8 protein-coding genes are annotated in these 14,907 nt (G+C 56.9%); 2 read left to right on the forward strand and 6 right to left on the reverse strand.

The genetic code is table 11. From position 1 onward, the window contains the following. Nucleotides 1-34 precede the first annotated feature (34 nt). On the forward strand, nt 35-466 hold the full coding sequence (locus LT85_RS17920) for an EamA family transporter (RefSeq protein WP_038491514.1): 432 nt from the start codon (nt 35-37) through the stop codon (nt 464-466). Nucleotides 467-539: 73 nt separating this feature from the next. On the opposite strand, the gene pabB is transcribed toward LT85_RS17920, so the two are convergent. Further along, nucleotides 540-2,435: an aminodeoxychorismate synthase component I gene (gene pabB, locus LT85_RS17925; RefSeq protein WP_038496698.1), complete on the reverse strand. Its 1,896-nt coding sequence runs from the start codon at nt 2,433-2,435 to the stop codon at nt 540-542. A gap of 167 nt (nt 2,436-2,602) precedes the next feature. Here pabB and LT85_RS17930 point away from each other — a divergent pair, with 167 nt between their 5' ends. Continuing rightward, on the forward strand, nt 2,603-3,997 hold the full coding sequence (locus LT85_RS17930; protein ID WP_038491517.1) for an MFS transporter: 1,395 nt from the start codon (nt 2,603-2,605) through the stop codon (nt 3,995-3,997). A gap of 14 nt (nt 3,998-4,011) precedes the next feature. On the opposite strand, the gene LT85_RS17935 is transcribed toward LT85_RS17930, so the two are convergent. The 5 genes from LT85_RS17935 to LT85_RS17955 all read right to left on the reverse strand — a co-directional run bounded on the left by LT85_RS17935 (nt 4,012) and on the right by LT85_RS17955 (nt 14,894). Continuing rightward, the gene (locus LT85_RS17935) at nt 4,012-8,040 is read right to left on the reverse strand and encodes a translocation/assembly module TamB domain-containing protein (RefSeq protein WP_038491520.1); all 4,029 of its coding nucleotides are present in this window, start codon (nt 8,038-8,040) and stop codon (nt 4,012-4,014) included. Nucleotides 8,041-8,066: 26 nt separating this feature from the next. Then, nucleotides 8,067-9,833, reverse strand: coding sequence for an autotransporter assembly complex protein TamA (locus LT85_RS17940; protein ID WP_052135553.1), 1,767 nt, complete (start codon nt 9,831-9,833; stop codon nt 8,067-8,069). A gap of 279 nt (nt 9,834-10,112) precedes the next feature. Beyond that, nucleotides 10,113-11,504: a class II fumarate hydratase gene (gene fumC, locus LT85_RS17945; protein ID WP_038491523.1), complete on the reverse strand. Its 1,392-nt coding sequence runs from the start codon at nt 11,502-11,504 to the stop codon at nt 10,113-10,115. Nucleotides 11,505-11,567: 63 nt separating this feature from the next. Continuing rightward, nucleotides 11,568-14,408 carry a bifunctional diguanylate cyclase/phosphodiesterase gene (locus LT85_RS17950; RefSeq protein ID WP_038491526.1) on the reverse strand — a complete coding sequence of 947 codons (2,841 nt, stop codon included), beginning with the start codon at nt 14,406-14,408 and terminating at the stop codon, nt 11,568-11,570. Nucleotides 14,409-14,543: 135 nt separating this feature from the next. After that, on the reverse strand, nt 14,544-14,894 hold the full coding sequence (locus LT85_RS17955; protein WP_038491529.1) for a DUF3579 domain-containing protein: 351 nt from the start codon (nt 14,892-14,894) through the stop codon (nt 14,544-14,546). Nucleotides 14,895-14,907: the final 13 nt, after the last annotated feature.

Consider the following 14,907-nt stretch of genomic DNA (forward strand, 5'->3'; position numbering starts at 1 on the left):
TGGTAAAAGCGATATAGCACACGGGAGAAAAAAAATGAACTTCGGCTCAAGCTGGCAGCTATTTGCTCTTGGCTCTGCATTTTTCGCCGGTCTGACGGCAATCTTCGGCAAGTTCGGCGTGACCGGCATGAATTCGAACTTCGCCACCTTCATTCGCACCGTGATCATCCTGTTCGTGATCGCCGGCATCGTCACCTTGCGTGACGAATGGCAGAAGCCGACGCTGGTCGGTGCTTCCAACTGGCTGTTCCTGGTCTTGTCGGCTATCGCTACCGGCCTGTCCTGGCTGTGCTATTACCACGCATTGCAAATCGGCCCCATTTCAAAGGTGGCGCCGATCGACAAACTGAGCGTCGCCTTTGCCATCGTGCTCGGCCTGTTGTTCGCCGGTGAGCAGCTGACCTGGCCAGTAGCCATAGGCGGCTCGCTGATCGTCGCCGGCTCGGTGGTGATTATCGCTTTTTAACTGCGTTTTAACTGCGTGTTAATCGCTTGTTAATTGCGTTTTAGCGCAATCCGGGATCCACACCGATTCCGGTTCATAGCGTCACCAGCATCGTTCCACGCAGCGCATTGCACACCATGATCTGTTCTGCTGCCAGCAGATCCTCTTTACTCAGCTGCCGCTCCTGAGCATTCCACAGTGGATCGTTCAATACAACGCTGCGCATCACGCCAGGCAACGCACCTGATGTCAGCGGCGGCGTGTACCAGCGCCCATCGAGTTTAAGAAACACGCTGCTACGGCCGCCTTCGGTCAGCTCGCCTTCCTGATTGAAAAACAGCATATCGAAGGCCCCCTGCCGTTGCGCGGATTGCCAGGCTTGATCGTAACTCTGGCGCACGGTAGTTTTGTGCCTCAAGAACAAGTCGTCTTTCTGCGTAGGCGTATCTGCAATCAATAGCCTGACCGGCATATCGAGCTCGGCGAGGCTCGCGCTTTCGACGCCATAATCGCCATTTGCCGACAAGTTCAAGCGTAAGCGGTGGGCACCGGCTGCAAGACTTGCACAGTGCTTCTGCAAAATACGGCGCATCCCTGGCTCGTCACAAGGAATACCAAAGTAGACGGCGGACTCCTGCAAGCGCCGCAGATGTAAATCCAGATGACGGCAACCGTCGACACTGGTCGCATACATGGTTTCAAACAAGGAAAAATCGCCCGACAACCCCGTCAGGAATTTCGCTTTCAATGCACATTCTGCATATTCTTCGGCCGCCACGCTGTCGTGCACAATACCGGCGCCTACACCCATTTCGCCACGCCGGATGGCTGCGCCATGCTGGCCCTGCGGTGCGGGCGGCGCAAGCCACAGCGTGCGGATCGGCACCGACAGGCAGAAATCGCCGAACTGCCGCCCTGCCGGTTCCGCATCGAACCAGCCGATCGCTCCGGTATACAGACCACGCGGATCCGGCTCCAGCTCCTGGATGATTTGCATGGTGCGGTGCTTGGGTGCGCCAGTAATCGAGCCACAAGGATAGAGCGCCTGGATCACGGCACTGAGACTGACATCGTCCCGTACTTGCGCTTGCACCGTGGAAGTCATTTGCAGCACGGTATTGAATTGGGTTACCTCAAACAATTTCGGCACGCGCACCGAACCGGGAACAGCAATGCGTCCCAGATCGTTACGCAGCAAATCCACGATCATCAGGTTTTCCGCCAGGTTCTTCGGATCTGCTGCGAGCGCTTGGGCAGCTGCGCGATCCTGCTGTGCATCGCCGCTGGCGGCGGCGGTGCCCTTCATCGGGCGCGCCGTCAGCAAGCCATCGGCATGCCGCACAAAGAGTTCGGGCGACAGCGACAACACCATCGCGCCGTCAGCCAACTGGATCAAGCCGCCGTAAGGCACCGGCTGCCTGGCCCTGAGTTGCCGGAACAGCGAAACCGGACTGCCGTAGACGTCGAAGCGCAAGCGGTAAGTGTAGTTGACCTGATAGGTATCGCCAGCCTCAATGTAGGCGTGAATTTTTGCGATAGCCTCGGCAAACTGCCCGGCGCTGACATTCGGCTGCAAATTGGCGATACCAGCGCAGCTGCTCGCTTCAGCGTCAGCGGCTTCACGCTGCGCCAGCCAGGCATCCACTTCGGCATCGCTGCATAAGCGACAATCCTTGAACAATAAAATCTGGGCCAGCGGCGGCTGTGATGTTTTTCCCCGCGCTTGTTGCGACGTTTGTTCCGGCTGCTGCAGCGATATCTGCTGCAGCCCAAGTCCCAGCTCATAGGTAAACAAGGTCACTGCGTGCAAGCCATCGCACAACGCCTGCTGCATCTGTTCCATCAGCAAAGGCAACTGGTCCGCTGCAAAACACTGCAGGCTACGGACGTGACCGGTGTAGAGGCGAGAGGAGAGAGAGTTCGCCGCCACGGTGCTGCGGTCGTCCAGCAATGCGAAACATTCGGTCGGTGAGTGAGACGTGTTGATCATGATTTTTGCAAAAAAGCCACAGGCAGCGAATACGACAGCCTGCATGCTACCTGATCGGAAGCCTATTGGTTAAAACGATATAATTATGCTCTTTGTCAGCGCAACCGATAACCTGCGGCTTTTGCTTGCCGTGGCGACATTATTTGCAACACTCACGTCCCCACTCCATGGCTATATCCCGCGTCTTCCTCACCCCGCTGATTGTGGCTTGCGCCCTGTTCATGGAAAACATGGACTCCACCGTGATCGCTACCTCGCTGCCGATGATGGCGCATGACATGGGAGAAAGCCCGATCGCACTCAAGCTGGCGATGACATCGTATCTGGTGAGCCTGGCGGTATTTATCCCGATCAGCGGCTGGATGGCCGACCGTTTCGGCGCACGCACCGTATTCCGCAGCGCCATCGGCGTTTTCATGCTGGGTTCGATCCTGTGCGGCATGTCGAACACGCTGGCAGAATTCGTCGCAGCCCGCTTCCTGCAAGGGATAGGCGGCGCCATGATGGTGCCGGTCGGCCGCCTGGTGATCTTGCGCACCACGTCCAAGGCAGAGCTGGTGCGCGCCCTCAGCTACCTGACCATCCCTGCATTGCTGGGACCTGTCATCGGACCGCCTCTGGGCGGTTTCATCACCACCTATTTCCACTGGCGCTGGATCTTTTTCATCAATGTGCCGATCAGCATTCTCGGCATCTATCTGGCGACACGCTATATCGAAAACCTGCGCAGCGACGATACCGTGCCGCTCGATTTTGTCGGTTTTCTTTTGTCTGCCGTAGGTTGCTCGACATTGATGTTCGGGCTGGCCAGCGCCGGCCGTCATCTGGTCGCCGGCGACGTTTCACTGGTGTGCGTGATTGCCGGCAGCGTGAGCTTGCTGGCCTATGTATGGCACGCATTCCGCACCCCGTATCCACTGATCAACCTGCGGTTGTTGAAGATTCCGACGCTGCGCATGAATGTCTACGGCGGATCGCTGTTCCGTATCGGCGTCGGCGCTTTGCCTTTCCTGCTTCCGCTGTTATTCCAGCTCGGCTTCGGCCTGACGCCGTTCCAATCCGGCTTGCTCACCTGCGCTTCCGCGGCTGGTGCTATCTTCGTCAAAACCATGACCACGAAGGTACTAAGACGGTTCGGCTTCAGGAGTGTGCTGGTGTACAACACCTTACTGGGCGCGTTGTCGATGGCGGCCTTTGGCGTTCTGAAAGCTGACACTTCGCACATCGTCATCATCCTGATGCTGTTGCTGGGCGGTTGCGTGCGGTCAATGCAATTTACCAGTCTGAATGCGATCGCCTACGCAGAAATCGACCAGCAGCAGATGAGCCAGGCTACCAGCCTGACCAGCGTCGCCCAGCAACTGGCGATCGGCCTGGGAGTGACCGTCGGTGGCTATGCGCTGCAGATGTCGAATCAGTTGCAGGGACATGCGACTATCGTCAGCGCAGATTTCTGGCCGGCCTTTTTACTGATTGCGCTGATTGCCATGGCTTCGCTGCCGTTTGCCTTGAAACTGCAGCCAGACGCCGGCGCCGAGATGTCCGGCCGCCGCGCTGGATAAATGCTATACCGCGCTTAATCGAAGCGCAGGTTGTACAACACTTCAAGCCCGTTGATGGTGCCGCCGCGCATGACCATCGACCAGCGCCGCGAGAATTGCCAGGTCAGTTTCAGGATGCTGGCGGCACTGGTCAGGCTCTGTTCGTAGCCGAGATTGATTTTCTCGGTAATCGCCTTACCCAGATTGACTACCTGCTCGTTTTCGATGCCCGAGTCGCTGGAACCGATAGAGAATTCGTCGAACCCGATGCCCTGGGCAATCTTCTTGCCGCCATAATTACCCAGCAAAGCCAGCGCCTGCCCTGCCGCCTGGCGCTGCCCGAGCGCGGCGCTATCGCTGCCGTGGCCGAACATCAGCCAGGAGAGTTTTTCCTCGTCAGCCACATTCGGTTCGGACACCAGCTTGACGCGCAGGTTAGAAGGAGTGCCGGTAATTTCCGCGCCGGCTTCGACTTCCTGGTTGCGCTTCATGGCCAGGATATTGATATTCGGATTGTCGATCGGTCCCTGGAAATTGATCAGCCCGCGTTCGATTGCCAGCTTACGGCCAAACACTTCATAAGTACCGTTAGCGACATGAATCGTGCCGGTAGCACGCAAAGGCTGGTAAGGCTCGCTGCGGACTTGCATGGCGCCACGCAGCAACAGATCGGCGCCGCTGCCGCGGAAGCGGAAATCGTCGCCGAAATCAACTTCCACATTCATTACCGGCGTCGCTCCGCCAGCAGGTTTCTGCGCCGTCTTGGCCAGACGCTCCTGCTCCGTCAGCGGCGTCGCCCGCGCCTTCACATCCTTGCGAACAATCACCACGTCATCGCCCAGCGTCGGCGCACTGCTTTTCGGCAGGTCGAACAAGGCTTTGTCGATCTTGAACTTGCCGTCGACGTGTAATTGTTCCTTCACATTTGCAATCTTGGCCTGACCGGACAGCATCAGCTGGCGGTCCGGGCTGGCGAACAATTGCAAATGATCTGCAATCACGCTCGCGCTGAGGTCGGGATTATCGTGTCCCAGTTCCAGCCGGCCGGTGGCGCGCACGTTGCCGTCGCCGCCATGGAATTCCAGCTGCTGCAAATCGACCACGTTATCCGCCAATTTCAAGCGCGCAGTCCCGTCCTTCAATTGAATTCCCTGATCGAACAAGGTAACGGCAAGCTTGTCGCCGGTGACCATGCCGGACAATTTCGGTTTGCCAAGATCGCCGCTCAGATTCAAATCCATGCCAATGCTTCCGTCCAGCGCCACTTGCGGCCCAATCAGCGCACCAATCGATTTCAACTGCGGCACCCTTAGCGTGCCCTGACCTGATAATGTTGAACTGTCGCCGACGCTCCACACGCCATCGATTTTTTGTAAAGCCAATTGCACCTGGGCCGCCAGCGTACCGATCCTTGAGGCCGCCAGTTGGCTGTCCAGCTTGATACGGTCGGCCTGCAAATCGGCGCGCAATTTCAGTTCAGACAAACCCAGATTGATATCGCCACGTCCCGGATTGACACGTAAGTCGCCACTGCGTCGGGTGATTTGCAGGAAACCGCTCATGCTGTCGGCAAGCGAAAAATCCCAGTTGCTGTCCAATACCAGATCCGTTTTTACGGGTAGTTCCGGGCCGCCAAACTCATGCGCCAGGCTAAAAATTGTCGCCACGTTGAGCGCATTGATGGTGCCCGCAGACTGGATCTTGCCGTGATCGAAACTGAAATTTTTCAGGTCGATCTGCGCGTCCGCCACATTCAAACGGGCAGCGCCGAGAAATACGCGACCCGCTTCCGCAGTAATAGACAAAGGCGCGACCAGGCTGATGCGCGGCGTACCCTGGTTTTGCAATTCGCTGACCTGCCCTTGCCAGCCGTACCCGGCTTTGCTTTCGCTGAGTTTTCCTTGCGCAGCCATGGTCACGTGCAAAGGCTTGCCATGCAACTCGCCGCTGCTTTCCAGTTTCAGGGTGTGCGCGCCGTAGGTACCGGCCAGGTTCAGGTTGAGTTTATCCAGCGCCACATCGGTGCTATGCAAACCGCGTCCATCGATCGTGATTGCCAGGTGATTGCTGCTCGAATCGAGCTTGGCGTTCAGATCTGCTTGCACGTCGGCCTGGCCGGAAAGGCTATCCACCCGATGCTCCCCGAACGCCAGTTTCTCGGCATGATAGGTCGCTTGTACGTTAGGCCTTTGCATTGTGCCACTCAGCTGTCCATCCAGATGCAACGCGCCCGAGATGCCGAATCCCAGCCGTTGCAATTCCGGCGCCTCTACCTTCAGGTTGAGACGGTCGCCGGCGGCGCCGAAGGCGCCTTTGGCTTGCACCTGGTTGCCGGCCACCGACAAGGCCAAGTCACTCGGCAGCAAACGCTTACCTGCCACACTGAGCACGCCGTTGCCGCTCATCGGCAGCTGATCATAGCTACTGTCAAGAATAGCGAACTTGAGCTTCAGCTTGAGCTCCGGCGTCAGGTTGCCGGTGGCGTCGATATCCATGTTGATGTTGGCGGCGACGGCTTTCGCAGGAGATTTTGCTGCAGCAGGCTGTTTGCCGGCGCGCGCCACGTTCTTGGCTGGTGCGCTGCTGTTAATCCACAGGAAGGGATTGAAATCGCGCAGGGTGCCCTTCACTGCATAAGCCATGCCGTCATTGAGTCCGAGGCTGCCACTGGCATCAACCCGGGCGGCGCCGGCAGCCAGCTGCGCTGTTTTGAGAACGATCTGCTTGGCGTCGATCACCGCTTCCAGCTTTGCCTTGTAAGTCGCATCCGCCAGGTTCGCACTGATTTGCTGGTTTTCCGGCGTCAACTTGACGTTCACCGGTCCGCGTAGTTGCGACGGCTTTAACTTGCCATGCAGCGCTTGCAGATCAAGGCCGGCGACATCGAAACTGAATTCGCCGCTATTCTTGTTTTTACCGTCGCTATGGTATTCGCCCTGGCCAGTAATGCTGGCGTCTTTTACCAGCTTCAGTTGCAGCTGAGACAGTCGTTGGGTCTGCGTATCGAGCCGCAATTCTGCGCTGGCGCGGATCAAGGGCAGGCGGTCCCGATCCAAGGCGCCGGCCATCGTATTGACGATATGAATCGGACCACTCACTGCCAAGGTAGACAAATCGACATCGGCAGCGGCACTGGCGCCCGGTGGCGCTATCGGCTTCAACGCTGCCTGTAAACTCAGGTCCGCCTGCGGCGCGCCGCTGCTGAACAGTTTCGGGTTGATGTGTGCGACATTCAATTCAATCTGCTGGAATGGAATCGGTGCAAATGGCGTAACCGCTATCTTGGCGGTGCCGCTCAATTTATCGCCGCGCGCATTGAGGTCGATTCCCAGTGCTGCCAGGCTACCGGACAATGCTGCATCCAGCTGATATTTTTCCGTTTCATCGCCGTGCTGGAACCCTCCGCTGAGCTCCGCACCTCCATTCAATGCAAAGGGAGACGCACCGTTCAGGCTGAGTTTGGCGCTGGCTTTCCCGTAGGGTGTATCCAAGCGCTCCAACACCAGATGATGCTGGAGGCCATCCGACTCTCCATGCAATTGCAGATGGCTCAGTTCGGTAGTAGTCAGGCCTTGGTGCAAGGAAAGCTTATTCAGGGAGATATCGTCGAGCGCCAGTTGCAAGGGAAGCTTCAGGCTGGATGGCATCACCGTTGGCGTTGGCGGCGTCGGTTCCAGGCGGGCATCAACATCGCCAACGTGCAGGTAAGCGACTTGCAGCTTCAATGGCGAAAAGCCCAGCCGCCACTTGGCGTCGACGCGGTCGATCTTGTATTGCTGGGTAGCGTCGCGATACACCAGATTACGCAGCTGCAAGCCATCCGCCAGCGTGCCGCCGGTCAGCTGGCCGGAGAGATTGCCATGTAGCGCCCATGTGCTCAGCTGCCACAGCGCACGTGCGCCGGACTCGGAGCGCACGCCGTAGAACAAGGCTGCGAATAAAAGGAGTAGTAACAACGCCAATGCCGCCAGCGTTCGCCACAGCCAGCGCAACCGGCCGGAAGCACCGCCCCGATTCGGTGGCGGTGCTGCTGGTTCTGTCGAGTTGGCGATAGCTTCGGTCATGCGTTCAATCTTGAAAATGGAAAAAATCAGAAGGCGATACCCAGAGAAATATGCGGCCGGAACTGCTTGGCCTGGATACCGTAGGCAAGATCGACATTGACCGTGCCGACCGGACTACGATAACGCACGCCAGGACCGACTCCGACCTTGATGGTACGGTCCGACCAGTTATCTGTCGCGGTGCCGGCATCGTAAAACAGGGCGCCGCCCCACTGCTCGCTAACCCAGTGTTGGTATTCGGCGCTGGCAGTCGCCAGATATTTGGTTGGATAAATCGTGCCGTTTTGCGAATTGCCGATGCTTTCATAACTATAGCCGCGCACGGATTCATTACCGCCGGCACGGAACAGCAAGGAGGCCGGCACCGCAGCGCTGGAACCTGCGGTAAACACGCCGCCAAGTTCAGTCCGCAAGATCACGACGTCGCGTTTCCCGACCGGGAAAAATTGCTTATAGCGGCCGTCGGCCCGGAAAAAAGTCTGGTCGGTCAGCAGGCCTTTCAAGGCGAAGCCGGTCTGTATCGAAAAAATATGGCCGCTGCGCGGGAAAATCGAATTATCGACATCGCGCCGGACCCAGGCAAAACCTGGCACCAAGGCCTGATGCTGGCCGGGCTGGATCACGGTGTTCGGCGGCAGGACTGCGCCATCGGTCTGCTGCAGGCGGTCGCGGTAGTAATCCAGCGTTAATGCGGTATCGTAGTTTTCCAGTGAGCGCGCGCGCTTCAGGCCTACGCGCATGCTGCGCAGATCGACCCCTTGCAAGGTGGTCCGGTCATAGGAACCATTGACGCCGTTGACAAAGCTGCGGGTATCCGGCGGCATCGACAGGTCCAATGATCCGTATTGCCGCCGCTGCTCGATCTTGGTCTGGGCGTCAAACACCCAGGCTTTACCGAACACGTTATAGTTGGTGTAACGGCCTTGTACTTGCGCGCCGGTATCCGACGCATAGCCAACGCCGGTGCGTATGCGCTGGGTCTGGAACTCTGTGACCTGGACGTTGACCGGTGCTTCCTGGGCATGCATCGGATCATCGTTAATGCTGACAATCACATTGCCGAAGTAAGGCGTGTTCTGGATCTGCCGTTGCAACAGCAGCAAACGTTCGACGCTGTACTCTTCGCCGACCCGCAACGGGTTGACGTTCTCGATGATGCTCGTCGGATAGCGCTTGGTGCCGGTAATATGCAATGGCCCCAGGGTAAAACCCGGGCCGCTGTCGTATTGCACGCTTAGTTGCGCATCGCTGTCTTCCGGCGTCACCCGCGCCTCCGAACTTGCCACCTTGGCCGCCGGATAACGCTTCTTGAGCAATACTTGCAAACCGTCGTCCTTGGCTTTGGCCCAGTCTGCCTGACGGAACGGCTGGCCTGGCTGCAAGCCCCAGTTCTGCTTGATCTGGCTGACGCGCTCCGGGACTTCGGTGGCCGCATTGCCAGTGACATCGATAGTGGCGGCAGAGACCATAGTGCGCTGCTGCGGATCCACTTTTAAATGGATGGTTTTAATTTCGCCCGGATCAACAATCACGGTAGTCTTTGGCGAAAAATAACCCTCCGTCGAAGTCAATTGCGTGACTTGCTCATCCACGGTATCGATCAGGAATTTCAACTGATCCTCACTCAGGTCTTCACGATCTTTATAGCGTGACAAATCCAGATGCTGGTCCAGCAAGGCTTTCAAGTCACCGGGTGCATCGATCTCCACCCGGTAGGCGGCCAAGGCAGCGGGCGCTGCGACGCTGCCTGCAACTAAAAGCAGAGCGAAAATAGCGCTATAGACGGTCGGCATCAAGCGCGTGACGAACCTGCCAACGCAAGGCGTCATGCGTCACAAGCTGCATCTGGCAGCGGCATGGTTTTTGTCTTCGGAAAAAGCAGTAGGAACATAGACACGAACAAGGAAATACGGAAAGTCATTCTAACAAGTATTATTTTTATATTGCAGAAAAGACATTATCCCTTAACCCTTATTGTAGGGGAAACGCTCCGCATATGGTTAGATGTAACATCATTTAACTTCATACTGGCCGAAGACGGCAACCGCAATCGGATGCCGCCGGCAAACAGCTTACTCTGGATAGGTCATTTTCTGCGGCTGCACCCAATCCGCAAACTCTTGCTCGGTCACATAACCGAGCGCCAACGCCGCCTGTTTCAAGGTACTGCCGTCATGATGCGCATGCTTGGCGATTTGCGCCGCGCGGTCGTAACCGATGTGTGGCGCCAACGCAGTTACCAGCATCAGGGAGCGTTCCATCAGCTCGGCGATGCGGTCGCGGTTGGCGGCGATGCCGTCGGCGCAATGCTCTTCGAAGCTGGCCATGCCATCCGCCAGCAAACGCACGCTTTGCAAGAAATTATGGACAATCAGCGGCTTGAAAACATTGAGCTCGAAATTGCCGGACGCCCCGCCGAAATTGATCGCCACATCGTTGCCGAATACCTGGCAGCACAACATCGTCAGCGCTTCGCATTGGGTTGGATTGACCTTCCCCGGCATGATGGAGCTGCCGGGTTCGTTTTCCGGGATGCTGATCTCGCCCAGACCGGAACGCGGACCGGATGCCAGCCAGCGCACATCGTTGGCGATTTTCATCAAGGCTGCAGCCAGGGTTTTCAAGGCGCCGTGCGCAGCGACCAGAGCATCATGTGCAGCCAGCGCGGCGAATTTATTGTCGGCGCTGCGAAATGGCAAGCCTTCTGTCTTGGCCAACTGCCCAGCCACGCGGCTGCCAAAGTCCTTCGGTGCATTCAAGCCGGTGCCGACCGCAGTGCCGCCCGCCGCCAAGTCGTAAAGCGGATCAAGTGCTGCCGTGATGATCTTTTCGGCCAGATCCAGCTGAGCGACATATCCGGAAAATTCCTGGCCTAGCGTCAGCGGCGTGGCATCTTGCAAATGCGTGCGGCCAATCTTGACGATATCGTCGAAATCCAGCGATTTCTTGTGTAAGGTGGCGCGCAGCTTTTTCAATGCAGGCAACAGCGCATTGGCGACTGCGAGCGCCGAGGCGACATGCATCGCGGTCGGAAAGATATCATTGGACGACTGGCTCATGTTGACCGCATCGTTGGGATGCACCAGCCGTTGCTCGCCACGAACGCCGCCGAGAATTTCCGACGCGCGGTTGGCCAGCACTTCATTCATGTTCATGTTGCTCTGGGTCCCAGAGCCGGTCTGCCAGATCGACAGCGGAAATTCATCCGGATGCTTGCCGGCGATCACTTCTTGCGCAGCCTGGATGATGGCGGCGGCCTGGGTTTTCTGCAGTTTGCCGAGATCTTGGTTGACTTGTGCGCAAGCCTGCTTGACTGCTGCCAGCGCGATGATGAGTTCGCTCGGCATGCGTTCGGTAGAAATATGGAAATGATGCAAACTGCGCTGAGTCTGTGCGCCCCATAGTTTGTCATCCGGGACTTCGATCTTGCCAAAGGTATCGCGTTCGGTTCTGGTGGTGGTCATTTAAGCTCCATAGAGTGACGACATTCTGTGGGTCGAACAGGGTTAGGACAGAGCGTCAAGACACTATGGTAATACTTTTCCCTCGCGCAGGAGAATTTCGATGTCTGCTGCAGATACCGGTTCGCTGAAATAGAAGCCTTGCATTTCGTCGCAACGATGGCGTTGCAAATACGACAGTTGCTCTTGCGTTTCCACGCCTTCGGCGATCACCTGCAGGCGTAGGTTATGGGCCAGTGAAATGATCGATGCAACGATCGCGGCATCGTCCTGATCGACGGTAATATCACGCACAAATGATTGATCGATCTTTAGCGCATCGATCGGAAAACTTTTCAGATAGGCCAGACTCGAATAACCGGTGCCGAAATCGTCGATCGACAGTTGCACGCCGATCGATTTCAAGTCATTCAGAATACCGACTGCCAGCTCGACATCCGTCATCACCAGGCTTTCGGTCAACTCGATTTCCAGATAATGCGGCGCCAGTCCGGTATCTTCCAAAACCTTGGCCACCTGCTGCACCAGGTTCTGCTGGAAGAACTGGCGCGTCGACAGGTTCACCGACATGCGCAGATAGCCCAGGCCCATGCGCTGCCACGTCTTGTTTTGTTCGCAAGCGGTGTGCATGACCCAGGCACCCATCTGTACGATCAGGCCGGTCTCTTCCGCCAGGTTGATGAAACGGGTCGGTGAGATCATGCCGAGCTGCGGATGCTTCCAGCGAATCAGGGCTTCCATGCCGACCATGCGGCCAGTGCGCAGATCGACCTGCGGCTGATAATAAAGCAACAGTTCCTTGCGCTCCAGCGCATTGCGCAGATCGCCCTCGATGCGCAAGCGTTCCAGCGCTCGCTCGTTCATCGCCGCGGTATAGAACTGGTAATTGTTGTTGCCCATTTCCTTGGCGCGATACATGGCGATATCGGCATGCTTGAGCAGACTTTCCGGATCGGTGCCGTCATTCGGATAGACCGCGACACCAATGCTGCAACTCAGGAAAAAATCGTAGCCTTCGATCTGCAGCGGTCGCGCGATGGCATCCATCATGCCCTGGATCAGCCCGACGCTCAGTTCCTCGTCAAGACGTTCCGGCAGAATCAAGACAAACTCGTCGCTGCCCAAACGGGCAATGGTATCGGCTTCGCGGGTGAAGCTCTTGAGGCGGCTGGCAACTTCTTTCAGCAGCAAGTCGCCGGCGTTGTGGCCCAAGGTATCGTTGACGAATTTAAAACGATCCAGGTCGACGAACAGCACCCACACCCGGTGCCCGTACAGCTCTCCGTAGACAATCGCCTGGCTGAGGCGATCGCTTAGCACGTTACGGTTCGCCAGGCCGGTCAAGGTGTCGTGCCGGGCCTGATGCTCAAGCTCCGCCTCGTAACTCTTCATTTCAGTGATGTCGTACAGGGATGTCACGAAATGACTGACACGACCTGAACTATCTTTCACTGGCGCCACATACAGCTCATTCCAGAACAAGGTGCCATCCTTGCGATAGCTGCGAAATACTGCATTGGCGCTGCGTCTTTCGCGCAAGGCGGAACGAATTTCCTCCAGGCCGATCTGATCGTGATCAACACCTTGCAGCACTTCCAGGTTGCGGCCGATCATCTCGCTGGCGCTATAGCCGGTAATCAATTCAAAGGCCGGATTGACGTATTCCACCAGATAGTCCGGCAATTTGGCGCTGGAAATGATGATGGCGTTGGCGCTCGACTCTATGGCGCGCTCGCGCAATTGCAGCGCATCCTCGGCGCGCTTGCGGGCGACGATATCTTCTTTCATCATCTGCGTCGCCAGCCGCACTTGCTGCGTACGGGCATCCACCAATTGTTCGATACGCTTCGAGCGCGTTGACAGGAAATAGAGATAGGTGGCGCCCATCCAGCTCAGCAAGCTGCCGAGTATCAACACCAGGATCGAACCGGCATTTTTCTTGGTGAATACGCGCGGCGGCGACGATGCTTCGATGTACCAGGACTTGCCGGCAAGCTCGAAGGTTTGCGACATGTCTTGTGGCGCGTCGTAAAGTAACCAGGACGGCAGCCAGCGGCTGGCCGCAGATGGTGTTATCTGGTTGCCCTGGCGATAAACCAATGAAGACGCCTCAGGATTGGGACTCGCATACACCCGCAAATAAAAATCTTCACGCGCCTGTACGCCATCGCGCGCCAATACACTATTGACGAACGCATCGGCGCGCAGTGCCGCGCTGGTAAAACCGATCACCGCACGGCGCCGGTCATCGACCGTTTCCAGTACGGCGCCATGCTGGTACACCGGCATCAGAATGATCATGGCCCGCTTACCGCCATTCTGGGCAACTTTTAAATCGAATAGATCGGTAGCCGCCGGCAAACCGGTATCGCGCGCCCGTTGCATTGCCTCTTCCTGGATCACGCTTGGTGTTAAGTCAAGGGCAAACGCCGCCTCGTTGCCCGCCATGGGTTCCAGATATTCAACTACCCGGTATTGTTCGTGACCGGTGGCCGGTTCAGGCTTGCCATCGCTTAACTGGCGAATCGTGAAGTTGGGGTAATACTTACGCATTTCCGCTTCAAACGCTGGACGCTGGGCGGCCGACACCAGGCGCTGGAAGCCGAGTGACTTGATATAAGGAGCACGGCGCAGCATCGGCGTCGTAAAGGTGTGGAATTGTTCGCGACTGACTGTATCCATCGTGACAAACAGACTATTCACGGTTTCCAGTTCATGCACCAGTCCATCGAGACCGTCGACCACGGCTTTCAGATGACCGCTGCCAAGACGCCGGAATTCAGCATCCATTTTCTCGTATTCGAGATGACGTACCGACACAAACAAGCCGAGCGTAATCGCCAGGCCCAATATCAAACTGGATAAAGAGGCAATGGGTATGAAAATTGACGAGCCACGACGAAACATTTCTACTCCATTGCGAACAATAGGCGAAATATTACACGGACTTGTTACCTGATAACGCCGCGCGTTGATTTCTTTTTAGTGCACAAAATCGACTACAAGCCATAGAGCAATAATTGTTGATCTCACAGACAAAAATCAGACGGATTTCGGCGCTTCAGCGTCAGGCAGCAAGCATCCCTGCAAAATTTGCAGATCGTTGTCCTTGGCAAAATTAACCACAAAATGGTAAGCCAGCGGCTCAATCTGGCGCAGATCCTCATTGACGACGACTGAACGCACTCCGTTCAGCAGTACCGGGCGGACATACGGTGAATATTGCAGATGCGCATTGCGTCCGCCCGACCCTTCGGGACGAAAGCAAGCCATGACGCCGCACAGGCGCTCCGCCCAATCACTGGGGCGAAACTGCCGGCCATCGCTGGTAATGCCTTGGATGAAAAATTCTTTGGCGGGTGGTGCGTCAGGAGATGGAATGGTATCAGCCATGCATACAGCTCGT

Source organism: Collimonas arenae (genome assembly GCF_000786695.1).
Classification (GTDB): domain Bacteria; phylum Pseudomonadota; class Gammaproteobacteria; order Burkholderiales; family Burkholderiaceae_D; genus Collimonas; species Collimonas arenae_A.

Coding starts and splice junctions, on each gene's coding strand:
- LT85_RS17935 (WP_038491520.1), bottom strand. CDS start 8,040: ATGACCGAAGCTATCGCCAACTCGACAGAACCAGCAGCACCGCCACCG.
- LT85_RS17930 (WP_038491517.1), top strand. CDS start 2,603: ATGGCTATATCCCGCGTCTTCCTCACCCCGCTGATTGTGGCTTGCGCC.
- LT85_RS17955 (WP_038491529.1), bottom strand. CDS start 14,894: ATGGCTGATACCATTCCATCTCCTGACGCACCACCCGCCAAAGAATTT.
- fumC (WP_038491523.1), bottom strand. CDS start 11,504: ATGACCACCACCAGAACCGAACGCGATACCTTTGGCAAGATCGAAGTC.
- LT85_RS17940 (WP_052135553.1), bottom strand. CDS start 9,833: ATGCCGACCGTCTATAGCGCTATTTTCGCTCTGCTTTTAGTTGCAGGC.
- pabB (WP_038496698.1), bottom strand. CDS start 2,435: ATGATCAACACGTCTCACTCACCGACCGAATGTTTCGCATTGCTGGAC.
- LT85_RS17950 (WP_038491526.1), bottom strand. CDS start 14,408: ATGTTTCGTCGTGGCTCGTCAATTTTCATACCCATTGCCTCTTTATCC.
- LT85_RS17920 (WP_038491514.1), top strand. CDS start 35: ATGAACTTCGGCTCAAGCTGGCAGCTATTTGCTCTTGGCTCTGCATTT.